The sequence below is a fragment of the Larkinella terrae genome, from assembly GCF_009668025.1.
GTDB classification, from domain to species: domain Bacteria; phylum Bacteroidota; class Bacteroidia; order Cytophagales; family Spirosomataceae; genus Larkinella; species Larkinella terrae.
In genome coordinates, this window is record NZ_WJXZ01000009.1 from 127987 (window position 1) to 149226 (window position 21240).

Here is a 21240-nt window from a genome sequence, read left to right on the forward strand (position 1 = left end):
CTAAATATTTGCATTTAAGATATTCACTAATAATATTTGTGAGTCAAATTTATTATTCAGTAGATCCTCGAACAAACCAAAGGAAATTATGAAAAAAACTGTTTTACTGGTATGTTGTTCGTTTTCCATCTTATTGTCCAAAGCTCAGGACAGCACATCGACTACATCCAAGCCGCAGGAGGTAGCCGCCACGGAGACGGGAGCCGAAAACAAAGGTAAATTCTCTTTTTCAGGGTACATTGATTCATATTATAGCGGAAATCTCAATAATCCACGATCACGTAGTAATTTGGGTGCTGCAGGAACTGCCCGGGTATTCGATCAACGTGCCGGACAAATTTCTTTAGGGTTAGTTCAAACTAAAATTGGGTACAGTACCGACAAAGTTGACATGATGCTGGACCTGACCTTTGGTCCAAATGCCGACCTGGGTAACTACGGGAATGTAATCGGCCCCCTGGGACAGGGAACAACGACCCTGGCCATTAAACAAGCTTATATTAACTGGAAGACTTCCGACAAATTCTCGATCATGGTGGGCCAGTTTGGTACCCACATCGGGTATGAAGTCATCGATGCGCCGGTCAACTACAACTATTCCCTTTCGAACCTCTTCAATAACGGCCCATTCTACCACACGGGTATCAAGGGTACTTACGCGTTCAGCGACAAGGCTTCATTGATGCTGGGTATCGTTAACAACGTCGACAACTGGAGAGACAATAACAAGGCGAAAGGCATTATTGGTCAGTTCTTCTTTTCTCCCGTATCCGGCTGGAACGTTTACCTGAACGGTATTGTGAGTAACGAAGCCAATCCGGATTCTACCGGTAAAGCCGTAAAAGGAATGTATTCGGTGTTCGATTTAACGACCACCTACCAGATTACCGAGAAATTCTATCTGGGACTGAATGCCGCCGTTGGGTCACAAAAAGAAGATTTTCAGGGCTATGCCCCGGTTAAAGCCGGAACTTCCAAATGGAGTGGAGTAGCGGTTTATACCAACTACGCCTTTACCGGTAAATTTGGCCTGGGTGCCCGCTACGAATATTTCGACAATAAAGATGGTGCCCGTGGTTTGCGCAACTTCCTCGGACAGGGAACGAGTGTCAACTCGATTACTCTGACGGGTAACATTACGGCTGCCGATGGCAACCTGATCATCAAACCGGAATTCCGGATTGATAGCTACGCCAAACCGGCTGGTAGCAACACCGCTGAATCACAGCAATTTGAGGATAGCGATGGCAAGTTTACCAAATCGTCGCAGTCAACTCTTGGTCTCGCATTTATTTACAAGTTCTAATACGCAACCCCACACTGGTCCTTTTCTGACCTTTCCAATCCTAATGTACAACTAAACCGTTTTTGGTATCATGCAAAAAAAATCGTACTTACCGCTAATCCTATTGCTGCTTGTCAGTGTATTGGGAGTCGTTTTTCCCTCCGTTCCCAAAACCATTGTTACGGAAGGAATTAATTCGGGCGACACCGCCTGGATGCTGGTCTCCGCTGCCCTTGTCTTGTTAATGACCCCCGGTCTGGCTTATTTCTACGGCGGTATGGTGAACAACAAGAACGTCATCTCAACGATGCTGCAAAGTTTCATTGCGATGGGGGTAATCAGTATCCTGTGGGTTGTTGTTGGTTTCAGCCTCGCTTTCGGCGAAAGCATCGGCGGTTTTATCGGTAACCCGACCACCTTTTTCATGTTCAATGGCGTGCTGGATGGCAAGCCCTGGCCGCTGGCCGCTACCGTTCCGCTGGTTGTTTTCGCTTTCTTCCAGTTGAAATTCGCCATGATTACTCCGGCACTGGTTACCGGTTCAATGGCCGAACGGATTAATTTCAAATCGTACGTTCTGTTCATGGTGCTATTCAGCCTGTTCGTTTACACTCCGCTGGCACACATGACCTGGCACCCGGATGGTTATCTGTTTAAATTAGGTGTCCTTGACTTTGCGGGAGGTACGGTTGTTCACATGTCTGCCGGCTGGGCTGCTCTGGCAGGAGCATTATACCTGAAACGCCGGAAATCGCAGGTAGAGTCGAGCTATTTCCCACCGGCCAACATTCCTTTCGTTCTGCTGGGTACGGGTTTACTGTGGTTCGGATGGTTCGGTTTTAACGCTGGTTCAGCGGTTGGCGCAACGCCATTGGCTGCTTCGGCTTTCGCCACCACGAACACGGCGGCTGCTGCGGCTGGTTTGGGCTGGGTGCTGTTCGACGCTTCAAAAGGCAAGAAAGTTTCGGCATTGGGTTTCGCGATTGGTGCAGTTGTGGGCCTGGTTGCTATTACTCCAGCTGCCGGTTTTGTTACCATTCCAACTTCGATCTTTATTGGTTCAGTGGCGGGTATCATCAGCAACACGGTTGCTCACCTGCGGGCAAAATCAACGCTGGATGATACGCTGGATGTGTTTCCTTGCCACGGCGTAGGCGGTATGGTCGGTATGTTGATGACTGGAATTTTCGCTTCGAAAGGCATCAACTCGGCCGTTGTTGACGAAGGTCTGGCTTTCGGTGACACCAAACTGTTCTTCATCCACCTGATGGCCCTGGTCATTGTATCGGTTTTTGCCTTCGGTGCATCGTACCTGCTGTTGATCGTCACCAACGCCATTCTGCCTCTGCGTGTGAGCGAAGAAGACGAAAAAGTTGGTCTGGATGTAAGCCAGCACGACGAATTCCTGGTAGACGCTGCTTAATTCAAAAATATTATGACAGAGCCACAGGGGTTGCCTGTGGTTTTGTTGTACTCGATGAAGGTATCTGTCTTTGACGGATACCTTCTTTTTTTGCTAAGCCCTGACAGCGGTCGGAGACCCTGCCAGCGGCTTGAAATTCGGCTATTTCCAGAGAAGCAGTCACAAGCCGTTAGCAACTGGTGCAGGAAATAGAATCAGGATAGTATGGAAAGGTGGCAACATGAGGCAAATTGAAACCACTGTCAGGGTCTGCGACCGTAGCGACGGCCCGGCGCTGACAGGGTTTTACACTCAGTGCACAAGCGATTCAGCGCTCACACAATCGGTGACTTCCATGATTCCGGCAGAATTTAAACCGGTGAGCAGAACCCGTTTGGTTTCGTTGATCAGCAGAGGGTCGTAAGTGGCCGTAACCCGAACGTAGTTTTCGGTGAAGCCCAACATCTGGCCGTTCTCGACGTCTTCCTCAAACAATACGGTGGCTTCGCGACCGACTTGTTGCTCGTAGAAAAACCGCCTTTTTTTGTCCGATAGAATGTGCAGCATCTTTGAACGTTCAGCCCGTTGAGACGGTTGAACCACCGGTTTAATGGTCAGAGCCAGCGTGTTAGGCCGCTCGGAGTAGGTGAAAACGTGCAGATACGATACCGGAAGCTCCGTTATGAACTGGTATGTTTCCCGAAAAGCTTCCTCGGTTTCGCCCGGATGACCAACGATTACATCGACACCAATGCAGGCCTGCGGCATCAATTCCTTGATCTTTGCCACCCGTTCCGCATAAAGTTCGCGTTTGTAGCGTCGGCGCATCAAACCCAGCACCGAATTGGAACCCGATTGGAGCGGAATGTGAAAATGGGGGACAAACCGGTTGGACTGTGCGACGAATGCAATGATTTCGTCGGTCAGTAAATTCGGCTCGATCGACGAGATCCGAAACCGTTCGATACCGTCCACCTCGTCCAGCGCCTGGATCAGTTGCAGAAATGTTTCTCTCCGCTGACTACCCTGACCGGTTTTAGACTGCAACCCAAAATCGCCGATATTGACGCCGGTTAAAACAATTTCTTTCACATTTCGGGCCGCAATTTCCCGAGCCGCCCGAACCACGTTCCCGATGCTGTCACTCCGACTGTTGCCGCGAGCCAGCGGAATCGTGCAGTAAGCACAGGGATAATCGCAGCCATCCTGCACTTTCAGAAACGTTCGGGTACGGTCGTTGAGCGAATAGGAAGCATGATAATCAACGGCTTCGGTAATTGGGGAATGATAAACTGTAGCTTTTCCTGACGGTTCCTTGACAAAACCGCCCAGCAATTCGGCCAGCCGGAATTTCTCGGCCGCGCCCAAAACCGCATCGACGCCGGGAATGGTCGCGATTTCTTCCGGTTTCAACTGGGCGTAGCAGCCGACAATAGCGACGTACCCGTCAGGGTTAATGTGTTGGGCTTCACGGACAATTTTCCGGCATTTTTTATCCGCGTTATCCGTCACCGAGCACGTGTTGATGATGAAAATATCCGGTTTTTGATTGAACTCCACCCGCTCGTACCCCTGCTGTTCCAGCATGCGGGCCAGCGTCGAGGTTTCGGAGAAGTTCAGTTTACAACCGAGTGTATAAAAGGCAATTTTTTTCATTGGTGCAAAAATACAAAAACTTACGCACGTTACTTGTTCAAAAAATCCTGGTACGATTCTTCTTCGTACGCTTCGCCCAATTCAATATCTTCTTTATGAACAGTTCCACCCGATGAAATGAGCTGGCGGCTGGTGTTGTCGAAAAGCAAATGGCGGTTGGGTTGAACAATGCCAAAACCGTTGTTGAAGGCGAAGTAGGCAAATGGTCGATTCTGGGAATTCAGCAAATCGCGACTCCATTTAAAATCGGAAGCATCCAGATTCAACTGGCGCAACAGGGTAGAAGCCAGGTCGGTTTGCGAGCCAATCTGATCAATCACCCGTGGCGTAGCCTTCAGCGCACCGCCCAGCCACAGCATCGGAATGTGAAAATCGCGCACACGGTCGGAAGTCAAAACCGGTAAGCGGTGGCCGTGATCGGCGGTAATAATAAGGAGTGTATTCGACCACCAGGGTTGCTTCTTCGCCTGGGCGATAAAATTGCCCAAACTCTGATCAGCATAGTACATTGAATTGAGAAACAGCGATTCTTCATCGGAACCGGTAATTACGGTTTTCATCGGAACCTCAAACGGCTCGTGGCTGCTCAGGGTGAAAAACGAAACAAAAAATGGCGCTTTCGTTTTGCTCAAATCCGATAAAATTCGATTGTAAACAATGTGATCGTGCGCACCCCATTTGGAATTCCAGTCAGAAGGCCTGAAATCCGTTTTGGAAACAATCCGATCAAATTGATTATGAAAGAGATACGATTTAATGTTGGCAAACTCCGTTTCACCTCCGTAGTAAAAAGACGTCTGGTAACCGGCTTTTTTAAATTGCTGCCCCAACGTCGGTAATTTCTCCGCTTTGGCCGGTAAGGTCATGATGGATGCGGTGGCCTGGGCCGGAAAACCGCTCAGGAGGGCAATCAGGCCCTTTTCACTGCGGTCGCCACTGGCATAAAACTGATTAAAAAAAAGCCCTTCATGCGTCAGTTTTTCAAACTGGGGCGTTATGCCCGTACGACCACCCAATGCCGCAACAGATTTGGCCGTAAAGCTTTCCCAGACGATTACAATTACATTGGGCCGGATGGTGGAAATCACCGGCTGATGAGCCGCAACGGGCTGATAAAGAGACTTTAAGGTTTTAGAAGCCTGACCTTTTTCAAAAAAGGCAAACGGATTGGTGCCGTATTTATTCCCCTCCAGGCAGGATTGCATAAAATTCCATTGAGGAGTCACGGCCGCGTAATTGGCAAAGGCAATCGGTGAGAAATAAACCGTACTCACATTCATGGGCGCCAGTTGAAATCCCCCCCGAATCGGAAGAATCAATGCCACCACAGCAAGTAAAAGGGCTGGAGTTGCAATCCACCAGCGAACCGGTTCGAATTGGCTGACGAACTGCTGAATCAGTCGGTTAAAAAAATAACTGCCGACCAGCAACATACCGATGAAAAGCGTTACCAGCGACAGAATGGGGGAGGCCGCCACTGATGCAGCTGCTTCGCGGGGTGATTTTAAAAAATGCAGCGGAGTAACATCCAGGTGAAAACCCCAGGCGCGAAAGACTTCCAGATCGGCAACGGTGACGGACGAAACGATAATCAATTCAACAAACGTAATCACCCGGAGCGTCGTGGAAATTTTTTTTGGAAACAACCCCGGGGAAATGGCAATCAGAAGAGCGGGCAAAATCGTCAGATAACCGGCAGTTGACAAATCCATCCGCAAGCCGTTTGCAAAAACGCCCAGAATCGTTGAAGGGTCCAACTGCTGAGTTTGAGGCTGATAGATCAGAAAAAGGACCCGACTAAGTAACAACCAGACCGTCCAGCCAATGAAATAAACCAAAATAAGCAGGAATCGACTCTTCATTAAGTACAGAAAATACGGTAAATGGACGGTAAAGTTAACAGGTTTTAAAGAGGTATAAATGCTTATTAGATAAACGGTTGTAAGAATAGCGAAGTTCACATCTTACGTAGATGCAATTCGTTCTAGGGTAGGTGCAAAAATATTGTGAAATAGTTATTTTCCCAGAAGTGTAATTTTGATTCGATTGAAACCGATATTTGTGATTTTTAACAATTTTTCGTGAAAAATAGGTTAAAATTGATGTGATTTGTTGGAATTTATATCAGATAATGACTATTTTTGGGCGTTTTTAATCCAAAAACCACCTCGAACCTAATATGTCTAACTTTCGGTTTAAAGCTCTCGAAATTGCACAAAGTCGGCAAGCCCTCTCGGTAGCGGCTCCTTCGGAACGTGTTTCCGAATACTACGGCTCGTATACCTTTAATAATGAGGTAATGCGTTCCCTGTTGTCGCCAGAAGCCTACCTTAAAATTACTCAGGCCATTGAAACTGGTGGTAAGGTTGACCGCGATATTGCGGATGAAGTTGCAAATGCCATGAAATCCTGGGCGGTTGCAAAAGGAGCAACCCACTACACCCACTGGTTCCAGCCGCTAACCGGCGACACGGCGGAAAAACACGATGCGTTTTTCGACGTAACGATGGAAGGCAAGGCAATCGAGAAATTTAAAGGCGGGGCCCTGGTTCAACAGGAGCCGGATGCTTCTTCTTTCCCCAGTGGCGGTTTGCGGAATACGTTCGAAGCGCGCGGTTATACGGGTTGGGACCCCAGCTCCCCTGCCTTCCTGATGGACAACGGTGCCGGTGGTAAAACGCTTTGCATTCCTTCGGTTTTCATCTCTTATACGGGTGAAGCCCTTGACTATAAAACTCCGCTGCTGAAAGCTCTGTCGGCTGTTGATAAAGCTGCAACAGCGGTTTGCCAGTATTTCGACCGGAATGTTACGAAAGTAACTCCAACACTCGGACCTGAGCAGGAATATTTTGTCGTTGATAAAGCCCTGTTCTTTGCCCGTCCGGACCTGGTAATGGCCGGTCGGACGGTTTTCGGTCATGCGCCGGCCCGGGGTCAGCAATTGGAAGATCACTATTTCGGAACGATTCCCCCGCGCGTAAACGCGTTCATGGTTGATTTCGAATTCGAAGCCATGAAACTCGGTATGCCGGTCCGGACCCGTCACAACGAGGTGGCTCCCGGCCAGTTTGAAGTGGCTCCGACCTTTGAAGAAGTCAACCTGGCCATCGACCACAACGCCCTGTTGATGGACTTGATGGAGAAAGTGGCCGAGCGTCACAACTTTAAAGTGTTGTTCCACGAAAAACCGTTCGCTGGTATCAACGGTAGCGGGAAACACAACAACTGGTCCCTAGGAACCAACACCGGTGTTAACCTGCTGGCTCCCAGCTCGAAACCAAAAGAGAGCCTTCGGTTTCTGACTTTCCTCGTCAACGTCATCAAGGCGGTTCACGACCATGCAGACCTGCTGCGTGCCAGCATTGCTTCGGCCGGTAACGAATACCGACTGGGTGCCAACGAAGCTCCCCCGGCCATCGTATCGATCTTCCTGGGTGAGTCGTTGACGAAAGCGCTGGAAGATCTTGAAACGAAGTCGGAAGTGATTGTAAATAAAGGCGATAACGTTTATTACAAACTGGGAATCAATCGGATTCCGTCGCTGCTGCGCGACAATACCGACCGGAACCGGACGTCACCGTTTGCTTTCACGGGTAACAAATTCGAATTCCGTGCCGTCGGTGGTGGTGCCAACTCCGCTTCGACCATGACGGTTCTCAACGCGATCATGGCCGATCAGCTGAACAAATTCAAGGCGGATCTGGACGCACGTCTGGCTGCCGGTGAAAAGAAAGAGCTGGCCATTGTTGATATCCTGAAAGCGTATTACGCGGATTCAAAACGCATTCTGTTCGAAGGAAACGGTTATTCGGATGAGTGGGTTGAGGAAGCGGCCAAACGCGGACTGTCGAACATCAAGTCGTCGCCGGAAGCGTTGGGCGTTTACCTGAAACCGGACTCGCTGGATCTGTTCGAGCGCACGGGCGTTCTGAGCCACTCCGAAGTACATTCCCGGTACGAAATCGAACTCGAAAAATACGTTAAGAAAGTACAGATCGAGTCGCGCGTGATTGGTGACCTGGCCATGAATCACGTAGTTTCAACGGCGTTGAAATACCTGAACAAACTGGCCGAAACCGCTAAAGCGCTCGTTGATCTGGGCATGACGACGGAAGCCGATCCGATCAAAGGCATCATTGCCGAAGTTTCGGCCCGCGTGCTGGCGATCAAGAAGGGCGTCGACGCCATGACCGAGACTCGCAAGAAAGCCAATGCGTTGACGGATACCGCCGAAATGGCCAAAGTTTACGCCACGGAGGTGAAGGATTTCTTCGACGTAATTCGGTACGAAGTTGACAAGCTCGAATTAATCATCGATGATGAAGACTGGCCGCTGGTGAAATACCGCGAAATGCTGTTTGTCAAGTAATTATGTTTTTCCAACCATAATCGTTACATAAAGCCTGTGCCAATTGGTGCAGGCTTTTGTTTTTATGTTACTTTAGACTGGGGTTTTTGTTCTGCTTCACGGCTTTTTATAGAATTAACCGTTTATTTACACTTTTGCGCGCTAAACCAAATTTTGAGTGCGAAACTTGCCCCCGTCCGACCTAACAGAATTCGCAGATGCCGTTTACCGTTGAAACGTTAATACGCGATTTGAGCCGCCTGCCACACCGGGGTGCGGCTACGAACTTCGAAGCGCCTGCCATCGAATTACTGGCATCGACTCTTCGGGAGCTTCAGGCAACGGTTGTGGTAGAACCCTTTCGGACTCCCCGGACCTATACCTCCATTATTTATTGGTTAGTTGCCGGATTATCAAGCGGTTTGCTGGTGGCTCCATGGCTGGGCTGGGTAGCGGTTATCTGGAGTTGGGGCTGGATCGTTTTGGCCTGGCTTTTTTTCAACTGGCGGTTTTCCCCGGTAACCCAGCTTCCTCCGCTGGTTACTTCGCACAATATTATTGGACGCTGGCGGGAAACCGGTTTCGGTTACGCGGGTGACCACGAAAAACCGGTCATGAAAGTCATTCTGATGGCGCATTACGATACTGCTCCGATTTCGCTGCTCTACCGGACCGGCACTGTCAATAGCTTTCACATCTCGCTCGTCATTTCACTGGTTTTGATGCTGGGCGCCGGTTTTCTGCTGACCTTCGAACAACTCGGCCTGAACAGCGGCTGGGTGCCCTGGACTCGCTACGGTTTGATTGCCTATTTTGTGCTTCAGGCTTTGCTCGGCACGCTCGGATACTGGCTTTACGGCCACTCCAACGGAGCCAGCGACAACGCGACGGGCGTAGTTGCCGCCATTGCCACAGCGGAGCGATTGAAGCAACTCTATTTGCCCGGACTGGAGACGGAAATCGTATTGACCGGCGCCGAAGAAGTGGGCATGATCGGTTCGCGCGCGTACCTTAATAAGCATGTTGATAGCTGGCCGAAGGGCCGGACGGCCGTGGTTAATTTTGATACCTTAGGCAATGGATCGCTTCACCTGATCAAGCATACCGGGACGATTGAAGTGATTGAATACGCCAACGAATTGATGGTATCGGCGGAAAAACTGCTGGATGAAAAACCGTTTCAGGGATTGGTAAAACCCGGCCGCTGGCACATTGCCGACTTCGACAGCGTCTGGTTTGTCCGCCGTAAAATACCGGTTATGACCCTGTCGGCGATGGACCGCAAGGGGCGGATGCCGAATATTCATCGCCCGGAGGATCAACTGCTTGTGACGGATTTATCAACCATCCCGACGGCCGTTGATTTTGCCATTCAGACGATTGTGCGGCATTATCAGACGTACGAAATTACGGCCGAGAAATTGTGAATTGAACGGAGTATCGTATTTGGATGTTGAATATCGCAGGTGCGTTCGTAGATTTGTCTGGAAGAATAAAATTTAACAGTAATTGAAATGGCAACGTATAAAAACGAAGGATTTGAACCGGAAACAATTCAACTTCTGAAAGATGAGTGCAAAGAAGAAGGAAGCTCGTTCGTGTATGTCGAAGATGAAGACGATGACCTGGAGGTTCTGAATTCCGGCGAATGCGTTCATGTTCAGTTTGTCGGAAAGCACAAAGAGAACGAAGTTATATACGACGCCATCATTTACACCCTGCGCCTGCATCACAGCAGTCTTGTGTATGAAATGGCCATGGAGAAAGTTAAAAAATCGTTTCCGCAATACGTTCCGGTGGAAGAACGCAAACCCGATTACCGGATCGAACCGGAACTGGAAGAGGAAATTGAATTGTTTCTGACTGAACTAATCGAGGAAATCGAAGAAACGGAAGCTGTTAAGGTTCAGGAACATATCGAGATTGACCACGATTTTGAGTACGGAATCAGCCTGGATGTTTGCCTGAATGTTGAGGAAATCACGGAAGATGTGATTGAAGATTTTATCGATCAGTTTAACAAGAATACATTGAAGCTGGATAAGACCATGTATTCATTTTCGAACGGCGAATCGGAGGAGTAAGAAGCGTTGAAGGGGAAGCAAACCGGTGTTTGCCAGCGATTGATTATGCATTTGTTCTATCAGCCCGACGCAGAATCGAATTCGTTTCTGAGCGAGGAAGAATCCCGGCATTGCGTCAAAACACTCCGTCTGTCTAAAGGCGCGACCATTGATGTGACCGACGGAAACGGAAAACGTCATAAATGTGTGATCATAACCGCCGATCCGCGCCGTTGTACGTTTCGAATTGTGGAAACCGAGTTTGAACCGCCCCGTCCGTACCGGATTCATCTGGCGGTGGCGCCCACCAAAAACAGCGACCGGATTGAGTGGCTGGTGGAAAAAGCGGTCGAATTTGGCATCGATCAGTTCAGCTTTTTTATCGGTCAGCATTCCGAACGCCGGATGTTAAAAACGGATCGGCTGGAAAAGATTGCAATTGCGGGCATGAAACAATCGTTACAGTTTTATAAGCCGGTAATTAACCCCTTAATGGAGTTTGAAACTGCCTTAACATTGTCAGCTGATCACCGGTACATTGCCCATTTGCCTGAAAATGAACCGGCTGCATCTTTTTTTAAAACCGCCCAACCGGGGGGAACTACGCTGATGCTGGTTGGACCGGAAGGTGACTTTTCGGCAAATGAAATTGTTCAGGCAGTTGAGAAGGGATTTAAAATGGTTACCTTGGGATCAACCCGGCTGCGAACGGAAACCGCAGCGCTGGCAGCCTGTCACACAATTCATTTAATTAACGCCGGATAAGTTTCTGTTAAAGTGAGTTTAGCGTTTAAAGTCTATTGGAATGAAACGACTGACTGGATTTATACTTGCGATCTTGTTTTTCACGTGCGGGACTTCAACGGCGGTATGGGCGCAATATTCGTATAAAATCGCGAAGCTTAAATACAATGGCGGGGGCGACTGGTACGCCAACAAGACCTCCCTTCCGAACCTGATCAAGTTTTGCAATTCCAATTTGCGGATGAATATTTTTCCGGAAGAGGACATTGTTGAAGTCGGGAGCCCGGAATTGTTCTCGTATCCGTTCGTCCACATGACCGGCCACGGCAACGTGGTGTTTTCGGACGCCGAAGCTCAGAATATGCGCCGGTACCTGATGTCGGGCGGTTTTTTGCACATTGATGACAATTACGGACTGGACAAATTCATCCGGCGCGAGATGAAAAAGGTATTTCCCGAACTGTCATTTATCGAATTACCGTACAATCACCCGGTTTATCATCAGAAATATGCCTTCTCGAATGGCCTTCCTAAAATCCACGAACACGACGGAAAGTCACCGCAGGGATTTGGATTAATTTGGGAAGGCCGGTTAATTTGTTTTTATAGTTACGAATGCGATTTGGGCAATGGCTGGGAGGATCAATCGGTCTATAATGACCCCGAAGAGGCCCGCCAGCAGGCTTTACGGATGGGAGCGAACCTTTTACAGTATTCGACGACCGCCTTCTGATGAAAAAAATAATTTTCAAAAATTTGTCTTATTCTATTAACTATCTACGTTATTGTTGTAGATTTGTATAATCTAATTGCACTGAAGTTGGTTTTTAGCCATTCACCTTTAACAAATTTTATCCCGTGGTAATAATCCTTATTGCCTTTGTTCTTCACTGGTACATTTCACTCTTCTGCCAGACATTTTTCCTGCACCGCTATTCGGCGCATAAAATGTTCACGATGAGTAAGGTTTGGGAGCGGTTTTTCTTTTTCCTGACCTATCTTTCGCAAGGGTCATCGTATCTGAGCCCCCGGGCGTATGCGGTTTTGCACCGGATGCACCATGCGTTTAGCGATACGCCCAAAGACCCGCATTCTCCGCATCATACCAAAAACGTATTCACGATGATGTGGAAAACAAAAGACATTTATAACGCGGTTTTGAACCGGGTTAAACCCATTGAAGCCAAATTTGATCGTAACTATCCGGTTTGGGAATCGTTGGAAAAAGTCGGCGATTCCTGGATTTCGCGCGTTGCCTGGGGAACGGCTTATTCACTGTTCTACATCTTCGCTTTTGTTTACCTCGATATGCACTGGGCGTTCTTCTTTCTGTTGCCGATTCACTTCCTGATGGGCCCGATCCACGGCGCTATCGTCAACTGGAGCGGCCACAAATACGGATACGCCAATTTTGACAACCATGATAAATCAAAGAACTCGATGTTCTTCGATTGGCTGATGATGGGCGAGCTGTTCCAGAACAACCACCACAAACGCCCGAATGCCGCTAATTTTGGCGCTAAATGGTACGAACTCGATCCGACCTATCCGGTTATTAGATTCCTGTCGGCGGTGGGTATCATCAAAATGCGTCCCGTAAAAGCAACGAGCGCGGAATTTGAAACCGGTCACGAGCGGCTGGTGGAGAAAAACGAAACCATGTCTGCGTAAACGCAACAAGGAATAAAAAATCAAATCCCCGGCAATCTGATGATTGCCGGGGATTTGATTTTTTGAGACAGTAGATCTTAGACAAGAGACAAGAGAATAAAAGAATGTCCGTGTGCTTAACTCTCTTGTCTCTAATCTAACCTCTTATCTCTACACTTAAAGCAACACTTTCGCAATTTCTTCCCACGAAAGTACCCGTTCAAAGAGTGTGTTATCGCGGTTGTGCGGAGCGTCGAACAGCAGGCCTTTACCCTGAAAACTGACCAGATTGTACGGCATATCGTCGATCATGACCTCGGCTCTGATAATGCTTTTATCGCCACAAAATACCCGGTTTTTCCAGTGAATGTGCGGAAAGTGCTGATCCAGCCAGTCGTATTTTTCCGAAAGCGAATTGCGGAACTCCATCGCGGCTGAGGTTACGAAGAGATCGTATTTTTCCGATAAGGCGCGGGTAATTTCCTGGGCACCGGGCATCACGGCAATGTCCGTAAAAAAACCGGGTTCATGAACATAGTCCGAGAGTTTCTGGGAAACGTCTTTTTCGAGCAGTTCATGAAAGGATTGTTCCCGGAAAACCGTAGGCAGCGCTTCGGTATCAAAATCACGGCGGTAAATGTCAATAAACTTGCCGACGGTGTCCGCCAGCACGTCATCCATGTCAATTGCAATGCGAGGTTTCATCATTTAAATTTTACACCAATGGCTCTTTTGCCGCTTGAATATACAACGGCGTCGATTGGTTTTTTGGCTTCGTCGGCTTCTTTTTTCACCCGCCGGACAAACTGTTCAATGTCTTCTTCGATGGAATTGTTGACAATTCCGCCGGTAAAATAGGATTTAGCCTTCAAACCGCCGGACGCATCGACCACGGTTTCGTACTCTTTCAGGGGCTCATTCATCACATATACCGCCAACCCATCGATTTTCCGGACCTTAGCCAGTCCTTTGTCGCCACCATCACCTTTAAACTTCACCGCAATCGCGGTTTTGGAGCCCGAAATAACTACCGCATCGAATTCCTTGTTGTCGCTTTTTCCCTGCTTGCTGGCTCGTCTGACAAATTGCGATGCTTTATCCGAAACGCCTTCGTTGACAACGCCACCGGTAAACAGGGAAGCTGCTTTAGCCCCGGAGGAGACTTCGAACACGGTTTCGTACGCCCGCAGGGGTTCACACATGACGTACGTTTCGATGCCCTGGATTTTATCGACCCGCGCGTTACTTTGGGCAAAAACAGCTGTGAAACCCGATAACGCGCACAGTACGCCGGAGAAAATCAGTCTTACTTTCATTGGAATGGTGGTATTTAAGTGAAAATCGACCCAAAACTAACCTTAAAGATGGCATGATTCCGTCTCCAACTGTGCCGTGTGTTACTTTCGTCGGGTGAAGTGCGTAAATGACAGCTTGAATTGTCCGGCCCTGCTTACACGATCTTCCGGTCCGAATCAAACCGCTCGAGATAATCTGAGACCCGTTTGACAAATTGGCCTCCCAGTGAGCCGTCAACCACGCGGTGGTCGTAGCTGTGGGAAATAAACATTTTCTGACGGATTCCGATCAGGTCGCCCTGGGGCGTTTCAATCACGGCCGGTTTTTTCTCAATCGTACCGAAGGCCATGATGGCGACCTGCGGCTGCACAATAATGGGCGTTCCCATCAGATTGCCGAAGGTTCCGATGTTGGAAACCGTGTAGGTGCCATTTGCCAGATCGTCGGCGGTGAGTTTGTTCTCGCGGGCGCGACGACTCAGGTCGTTAACTTTCCTGGTTAAACCCACCAGATTATACTGATCGGCGTTGTGGATCACCGGCACGATCAGATTTCCGCTCGGTAGTGCCACCGCCATGCCAATGTTAATCGCTTTTTTGACAATGATCTGGTCTCCATCAACCGATATATTGATCATTGGAAAATCCCGAATGGCTTTGACAACCGCTTCGATCAACAGGGGCGTAAATGTAATGTTTTCGCCGTATTGCTGTTGAAATTCCTTTTTGTTCCGTTCCCGCCATTGCACCAGAACCGTCATATCGGTTTCGACAAACGACGAAACGTGGGGCGCAATCCGTTTCGATTCCACCATCCGTTCCGCGATCATCTTCCGCATCCGGTCCATCTGAATGATATCGTTCTGTCCGTTAACCGATACAGCTTTTGGCAGCGCCGGACCAGGCGAAACCGGCTCGGTTTTCCGTTTTTCAACGTACGCCAGAATATCGTTTTTGGTAACCCGGTTTTCGGCACCCGTGCCGGTAATAGATGCGAGTTCCTGTTGGGAAATCCCTTCGGCCTTGACAATGCTCATAACCAGTGGGGAATAGAAGCGATTGGGTTCGCCAACCGCTGTTTCCGCATCCGTGCGAATTTCCGGATTCCGGGACGAAAACTGCGATAGTTCGGCTTCCAGCTTTGCCGCCACGCTGGCAACGTCCTGCTCTTCCGTTTCACCCGGCGGCAGCGGTTCGGCGGCCACACCTTCTTCCTGTTCCACTTCGATCCGGGCAACGGGGCTGCCGATGGCTACGACATCGCCGTCGTGGACGAGCACTTCTTTCAAAATACCAGTGTGCGAAGCTGGAACTTCCGTGTCGACTTTATCAGTAGCAACTTCCAGAATTGAATCGTCGGCTTCAATGCGGTCACCGGGCTGTTTGAGCCAGGAGATAACCGTACATTCAATAATACTTTCGCCCATTTTGGGCATTACCATGTCAACAAGTGCCATAGATTTTCCTTTTTTCTACTTTATGATAGAGAAGAATAGAATTAACAATGAATCATGAACAATGAAAAGGATTACGGTTTTCAATGTTCATGATTCATTGTTAATTCTATTCATTCCTCTTGTTCTTCCAGCAAGGTTTGCCGAAGGAGGTTTAAGACGTGAACGCTGGTTAGTTGAATGTTCTGTTCGCGGTGCGGACCGAATTTCAGCAAGCGGGAGACGGTTTGTTTTTCGGTTGAACAGGCAATCCAGATCGTGCCGACCGGTTTTTCGGGTGTTCCGCCGTCGGGGCCGGCAATTCCGCTCGTGGCAATCCCCACATTGGCCCCCAGATTTTTACGGACGCCCTCCGCCATTTCGCGAACAGTTTCTTCACTTACGGCTCCGAACTGGTTCAGCGTTTCGGGTTTTACACCCAACTGATTGACTTTAACCGTATTGCTGTAACTTACGACCCCGCCTACGAAGTACGCAGAGGAACCGGCAAATCTCGTGATCTGACTCGCCACAAAACCGCCGGTGCAACTCTCGGCCGTGGCCAGCATCCAGCTTTTTTTAGACAGGAGTTCGGCGACTTTGGTTTCCAGTTGATCATCGTCATACCCAAAGACATATTGCTGGATCAGCGGCAAAACGGCCGCGACCTGCTCATCGAGTTCTTTTCGAAGTTGAATCGGGTCCGTTCCGGTTCCGGTCAGTCGGAGTCGCACCTGGCTGAAACTGGGCAGATACGCCAGCTTGATGTGACCCGGCAGGGCATCTTCCCAGGCAGCAATGGTTTCGGCTAAAAACGACTCACCAATTCCGACCGTCAGAATCATTTTGTGAACGATGGCCGGAGTTTCAAAATGGTTCTGCAACATCGGAATCAGCCGGTGCTGCATCAGATTTTTCATTTCGAACGGCACACCCGGCAACGATATATAAACTGTTTCGTTTTCATTGAACCACATGCCCGGAGCGGTGCCCCAGTCGTTCGGAATGTACGTGCAGTTCAGCGGTAAATCGGCCTGTTTCGCGTTAATTTCAGTAATTTGGCGACCCCTACTCTCAAAAAACTTCGTCACAAAGGCCAGCGCTTCGGGATTTCGATCGAGCGTTGTGTTGAAAAACTCGCAGATCGTTACTTTGGTAATATCGTCCTTCGTCGGCCCTAAACCGCCGGTAATAATCACCAGATCGGCGCGTTCGGTGGCTTCTTTCAAAACACCAATAATGGCATCTTTTTGATCGCCAACCGAAGATTTACGGACGGTTCGGATTCCGATTTTTGTTAATTCAGCACCGAGCCACTGGGTGTTGGTGTCGGTAATTTGCCCAAACAGTATTTCGTCACCAATCGTTATTACTTCGGCCAAAATTGATTTCATGAAAGGGAATCTTCAAGTTTTTGCGGTTCGGCCTTTGACTTTTGCCCAGTTTTCCTGTCTTACGAAGTAAAGGCGATTGATGAAACAACAATCGACCGATTGGTTTCGAGCCAAAAATACGTAAAAAAACGGTTTATCTTTTGCCGATAAAACTTCGGCGAACGTTTCACAAGTAGAGTCAACCTGATTAGCACATGAAAAAAACAGTAATTCTGGGCCTGATACTCGCCGTTTATTCGGGCACCGCATTAGCCCAGTCGGATTCCACGCAACCGAAAAAGAAGAATGTCTTTGGCCAGATTCTTGAAAAAGTTGGCCAGGCCGCGTCGGGGGGATCATTGTCGAGCGACGAAATTGCCAGCGGTTTGAAAGAAGCCCTGCGGATCGGAATAAGCAAAGGGTCCGACCAGGCCTCGGCCGTAGACGGTTATTACAAAAATTCCCTGATTAAAATTCTGATGCCCCCGGAAGCCCAGAAAGTAGAGTCGGCATTGCGCAAAATCGGAATGGGCAAACAGGTCGACCAGTTTATTTTATCGCTCAACCGGTCGGCCGAAGATGCCGCTAAAAAAGCAAAACCGATCTTCCTGAATGCGCTAACTTCCATGACCATTCAGGACGCGATTGGTATTTTACGGGGAGAAAAAAACGCGGCCACGCAGTATTTGAAGAAAACGACTTCGACGGAATTGCTAGCGGCTTTTACGCCGGTTATCGACAGCACCCTGAAGAAAAACAGCGCGACCCGCTACTACGGCGATCTCGTCAATACCTACAATAAGTTGCCGATTGTTACCCAGAAAGTGGATCCGGACCTAACCCACTACGCGGCAACCAAAGCGGTTGACGGAATTTTTACCCTGGTTGAACAGGAAGAAAAACGGATTCGGGAAAACCCGGCGGCCCGGGTGACGGATTTACTCAAGAAAGTGTTTGGTCAGCAATAGAATGCGGTAAAAGCCGGTTTTTTGATTTTGAATCGCACCCGCACCATTGGAAATCCGTGCGACAAATGGTTACCTTTGAGGGTGTAGAACTCCGCAATGGACTGAGCTGCCTTTTGGCGATTCGGCCCGGGTTTGCGGAGTTTTTAATGTTTGAATACGAAAACGATGAAAAAATCAGAAATCAATTTTGCAGTTGAATTAGACGATCAAAATATCCCGGAAAAGATTTTCTGGAATGCCACGGACAATCCAAATGAAGGGTTGAGCGACACTAAAGCGGTTGTGGTTTCGGTCTGGGATCATTACAACCAGGGTACGCTGAGGCTGAACTTATGGACCAAAGACATGGCCGTGACCGACATGAAGCGGTTTTGCATTGAAGTGCTCGGAAGCTTGGCCGATACCATTGTGACTGCGACCGGCGATCAGCCCATGGCGGATCAGATCGACAATCTTTGCCGGGCCTTGAGTAAAAAAGTCGAAGAAGAATACCGCGAGCAGCAAAAGCAAGCGTAATTAACGGTTTTTGGGTTTACGATTTACCGTTTTCGGTAAGCTGTCGCGTTTTAAATAGTAATTGTTGAATGAATCAGCTTACCGAAAACGGTAAACCGTAAACCTATTCCATTCCAGAATCTTACGATGAAACAGTTCAGTTCCCTTTTAATTGTTGTTTGGCTTACGGTAGGTTTGGTGGCCGCTCAGGGCGTGCAGTTTCGGAAGGAGGCACTTCCGACGGTTTTCGAAGCGGCACGAAAGGCTAAAAAACCGGTTTTTATTGAAGTCTATTCCGAAACCTGCCACGTTTGCCAGAGTTTTATTCCCACTTTTCAGGACAAGAGCGTCGGAAAATTCTACAATTCCCGCTTTATCAACTCTAAAATCGACATTTCGGCCAAAAGTACAGTCGCTTTTCTGGACAAAAATCACCTCTTCGTGCCATCGCTGCCGTTGTTTCTGTACATGGATGCCAAAGGGAATCTGATTCACATGGCAATGAGTAATAACACGGTGGACGAGGTGATTCGGCACGGAACGACGGCTTTGAATCCGGAAATCCGTTCATCAGCCATGGCGAAACGATATGAGGGCGGGGAACGCTCAGCTAATTTCCTGATTGACTACGGAATGCTGGCCCGGGTGACGCGCGATACCGTGACGAACATCAAAGTCATGAACGATTATGCAACCCGGCAGGCGGCTAACACCTACACCAGTCCGACCAACTGGCTGGTGTTGCAAAAGCTGATTCTGGACATCGATAATCCGATGTTCCAGTACATGATTGGCCACCTCGACCAGTTTGTCAAAGCCAATGGCGCCGAGATGGTGAAAACCGTAGGCGAAAATATTTTGATGTCTTCGTTGTACAGCAGCCGAGGCAGTCAGTATCCGGCCGCCAAAATCATTACCATCCGCAATCAGCTTCAGCAGGTGGGCATTGAACCGCGGGTGGCCAGTAACCGGACGCTCTTGCCGGAAATAAACGCCTATTTTCGCGCCGGACAGGCTACCAAAGCGGCTTCGCGGATGGATGAACATATTGCCCAGAACCAGTTTTCTACACCCGAATACCTTTATGTGATCCGGTTATTTAATCGGAAAAGCCCGGACGCCAGCGATGCGCCGACGGTGGCGCGTTGGGCCAATAAAGCGATTCCGCAGGCCAAAAATCCGGCCGAACAGGCTGATTTGTATTTTGAATTGGCGGAAGTGTATCGCCGGGGTGGAAAAACGACGGATGGGTTGAAAGCGGCTCAGAAATCGCTTGAAATGGCAAAAACCGCTAAACTGGATACAAAACGAAATACCGATCAGATTGCCCGCTTGAAGTAGGGCAGGGGTTTTTTAGGAATAGATAACATTCGAGAAAGGCGGTTGCTTCAACAAATACGCCGAGTTTTCGTCGCCCAGTTCAATGGCCCGAATCAGGTCTTTTTGCGCCTGCGTGTACTGATCGAGCTGCATCCGCGCCAGAGCCCGCCAGCGGATGGCGTCGGGTTGTTGGCCCCGAAAATACCAGACGGCTTTGTCAAATTCTTTAAAGGCTTCCCCAAACTGGTTAAGTTGATACAGCGCAATTCCTTTATCGAGGTATGAATCGGGAATGGTGTTGTCGAGGCTGAGTGCGTAAGTCAGGTCGAAGAGTGCCGAATACGCATTTTCATTCCGCAGGTGGCATTTTCCCCGATACGCAAACGCCAGGGAAGATTTGGGATACTTTTTAACAGCTTCGTTGAAGTAAACCAGGGCTTCTTCGTAGCGGTGGAGCTGGGCCAGGGCAATTCCTTCGGCAAACCGATGACGGTCTTTGTCGGCGGGCGTATCGTGATCAATCACGAAATACCGGGCGAACAAAAACACCATGAACAGGAATCCGAGCAGCGCAACTTCCATTCGTCTGAAGTTTTCACAAAAGTACTCTAAACTACCAAAAAAGCCCGAATCTTGCAACTCAAGCCTTATTTTTCGAGCGCCCGCTGAGTTGTTTTCGGCAAGCTCTTCACAATCAATTCGTAAGAATGATCGATCCATTTTTTTAGTTCACTTTCCCGAATCGTCCCGTCGATGATAACCGTATTCCAGTGAACTTTATTCATATGAAATCCCGGCCGGACCGCATCGTACTGTTCTCGCAACTCAACGGCCAGTTCCGGGTCGCATTTCAGATTAACCGACAGTGGATCGTCATTCAGCGAGGTCAGCCCGAACATTTTGCCGCCGACTTTAAACACCAGCGTTTCTTCACCGAACGGAAAGGATTCGGTAGCACCGGTTTTGGAAAGACAATATTGGCGCAGCGTTTCAATATTCATCGCATTATCGCTCTGACAATCATCACGATCAGACAGATCAGGAACATAATGATCGAAATTCGGTTGATTCCGTGCATCATGCGGATGTTGGTATTGGTCGGGCGGCTCGGGTCAGGTTTCTGAAAAACCCGGAAAAAATACCGGAACACTTCCCCCAGTTTAAAATACTCCCCAATTCTGGACATAATAGATTTTTAGATAAGAGTG

At 48.8% G+C, this 21240-nt stretch carries 20 protein-coding genes; 11 read left to right on the plus strand and 9 right to left on the minus strand.

Features of this window, described 5'->3' with window-relative positions:
• Positions 1-88 precede the first annotated feature (88 nt).
• Positions 89-1306 carry a porin gene (locus GJJ30_RS15060; protein WP_154175999.1) on the plus strand — a complete coding sequence of 406 codons (1218 nt, stop codon included), beginning with the start codon at positions 89-91 and terminating at the stop codon, positions 1304-1306.
• A gap of 70 nt (positions 1307-1376) precedes the next feature.
• Entirely contained in the window at positions 1377-2708 is a 1332-nt protein-coding gene (locus GJJ30_RS15065; protein ID WP_154176000.1) for an ammonium transporter, read from the plus strand.
• Between the two features lie 291 nt (positions 2709-2999).
• Here the strand turns inward: GJJ30_RS15065 and mtaB are convergent, their stop codons facing one another.
• Together mtaB and GJJ30_RS15075 are read right to left on the minus strand one after the other, a co-directional pair.
• Positions 3000-4343, minus strand: a complete 1344-nt coding sequence (mtaB, locus tag GJJ30_RS15070) for a tRNA (N(6)-L-threonylcarbamoyladenosine(37)-C(2))-methylthiotransferase MtaB (RefSeq protein WP_154176001.1) — start codon at positions 4341-4343, stop codon at positions 3000-3002.
• Between the two features lie 29 nt (positions 4344-4372).
• Entirely contained in the window at positions 4373-6205 is a 1833-nt protein-coding gene (locus GJJ30_RS15075; RefSeq protein WP_154176002.1) for an LTA synthase family protein, read from the minus strand.
• A 317-nt stretch (positions 6206-6522) separates the two neighbouring features.
• Here GJJ30_RS15075 and GJJ30_RS15080 point away from each other — a divergent pair, with 317 nt between their 5' ends.
• The 6 genes from GJJ30_RS15080 (at position 6523) to GJJ30_RS15105 (ending at position 13169) form a co-directional block, all read left to right on the plus strand.
• Positions 6523-8712, plus strand: a complete 2190-nt coding sequence (locus tag GJJ30_RS15080; protein ID WP_154176003.1) for a glutamine synthetase III family protein — start codon at positions 6523-6525, stop codon at positions 8710-8712.
• 197 nt (positions 8713-8909) lie between these two features.
• The gene (locus tag GJJ30_RS15085) at positions 8910-10118 is read left to right on the plus strand and encodes a M28 family metallopeptidase (RefSeq protein WP_154176004.1); all 1209 of its coding nucleotides are present in this window, start codon (positions 8910-8912) and stop codon (positions 10116-10118) included.
• A gap of 87 nt (positions 10119-10205) precedes the next feature.
• On the plus strand, positions 10206-10775 hold the full coding sequence (locus GJJ30_RS15090; protein ID WP_154176005.1) for a hypothetical protein: 570 nt from the start codon (positions 10206-10208) through the stop codon (positions 10773-10775).
• A 45-nt stretch (positions 10776-10820) separates the two neighbouring features.
• On the plus strand, positions 10821-11519 hold the full coding sequence (locus tag GJJ30_RS15095) for a 16S rRNA (uracil(1498)-N(3))-methyltransferase (RefSeq protein WP_154176006.1): 699 nt from the start codon (positions 10821-10823) through the stop codon (positions 11517-11519).
• A 73-nt stretch (positions 11520-11592) separates the two neighbouring features.
• The gene (locus tag GJJ30_RS15100) at positions 11593-12231 is read left to right on the plus strand and encodes a DUF4159 domain-containing protein (protein ID WP_438821598.1); all 639 of its coding nucleotides are present in this window, start codon (positions 11593-11595) and stop codon (positions 12229-12231) included.
• 125 nt (positions 12232-12356) lie between these two features.
• Positions 12357-13169 carry an acyl-CoA desaturase gene (locus tag GJJ30_RS15105; protein ID WP_310588312.1) on the plus strand — a complete coding sequence of 271 codons (813 nt, stop codon included), beginning with the start codon at positions 12357-12359 and terminating at the stop codon, positions 13167-13169.
• A 156-nt stretch (positions 13170-13325) separates the two neighbouring features.
• Here the strand turns inward: GJJ30_RS15105 and GJJ30_RS15110 are convergent, their stop codons facing one another.
• The 4 genes from GJJ30_RS15110 to GJJ30_RS15125 form a co-directional block, all read right to left on the minus strand.
• Positions 13326-13856: a 5' nucleotidase, NT5C type gene (locus GJJ30_RS15110; protein WP_310588313.1), complete on the minus strand. Its 531-nt coding sequence runs from the start codon at positions 13854-13856 to the stop codon at positions 13326-13328.
• Positions 13853-14464 carry a hypothetical protein gene (locus tag GJJ30_RS15115; RefSeq protein ID WP_154176008.1) on the minus strand — a complete coding sequence of 204 codons (612 nt, stop codon included), beginning with the start codon at positions 14462-14464 and terminating at the stop codon, positions 13853-13855. Before GJJ30_RS15115 ends, GJJ30_RS15110 begins: the two co-directional genes overlap by 4 nt.
• Before the next feature lie 134 nt (positions 14465-14598).
• Entirely contained in the window at positions 14599-15900 is a 1302-nt protein-coding gene (locus tag GJJ30_RS15120; protein ID WP_154176009.1) for a dihydrolipoamide acetyltransferase family protein, read from the minus strand.
• Between the two features lie 110 nt (positions 15901-16010).
• Positions 16011-17270 (minus strand): competence/damage-inducible protein A, encoded by a 1260-nt coding sequence (locus GJJ30_RS15125; RefSeq protein ID WP_154176010.1) that lies wholly within the window; start codon positions 17268-17270, stop codon positions 16011-16013.
• A 194-nt stretch (positions 17271-17464) separates the two neighbouring features.
• Here GJJ30_RS15125 and GJJ30_RS15130 point away from each other — a divergent pair, with 194 nt between their 5' ends.
• The 3 genes from GJJ30_RS15130 to GJJ30_RS15140 all read left to right on the plus strand — a co-directional run bounded on the left by GJJ30_RS15130 (position 17465) and on the right by GJJ30_RS15140 (position 20053).
• The gene (locus GJJ30_RS15130) at positions 17465-18217 is read left to right on the plus strand and encodes a DUF4197 domain-containing protein (RefSeq protein ID WP_154176011.1); all 753 of its coding nucleotides are present in this window, start codon (positions 17465-17467) and stop codon (positions 18215-18217) included.
• A gap of 165 nt (positions 18218-18382) precedes the next feature.
• On the plus strand, positions 18383-18733 hold the full coding sequence (gene gldC / locus GJJ30_RS15135) for a gliding motility protein GldC (protein ID WP_154176012.1): 351 nt from the start codon (positions 18383-18385) through the stop codon (positions 18731-18733).
• A 126-nt stretch (positions 18734-18859) separates the two neighbouring features.
• Positions 18860-20053 carry a DUF255 domain-containing protein gene (locus tag GJJ30_RS15140; protein ID WP_154176013.1) on the plus strand — a complete coding sequence of 398 codons (1194 nt, stop codon included), beginning with the start codon at positions 18860-18862 and terminating at the stop codon, positions 20051-20053.
• Positions 20054-20065: 12 nt separating this feature from the next.
• Here GJJ30_RS15140 and GJJ30_RS15145 read toward each other — a convergent pair whose 3' ends face one another.
• From GJJ30_RS15145 to GJJ30_RS15155, 3 genes are all read right to left on the minus strand, one after another.
• Positions 20066-20614: a tetratricopeptide repeat protein gene (locus GJJ30_RS15145; protein ID WP_154176014.1), complete on the minus strand. Its 549-nt coding sequence runs from the start codon at positions 20612-20614 to the stop codon at positions 20066-20068.
• Between the two features lie 65 nt (positions 20615-20679).
• Positions 20680-21033, minus strand: a complete 354-nt coding sequence (locus tag GJJ30_RS15150) for an MmcQ/YjbR family DNA-binding protein (protein ID WP_154176015.1) — start codon at positions 21031-21033, stop codon at positions 20680-20682.
• Entirely contained in the window at positions 21030-21218 is a 189-nt protein-coding gene (locus GJJ30_RS15155) for a DUF6728 family protein (RefSeq protein WP_154176016.1), read from the minus strand. Before GJJ30_RS15155 ends, GJJ30_RS15150 begins: the two co-directional genes overlap by 4 nt.
• Between the last annotated feature and the right edge of the window lie 22 nt (positions 21219-21240).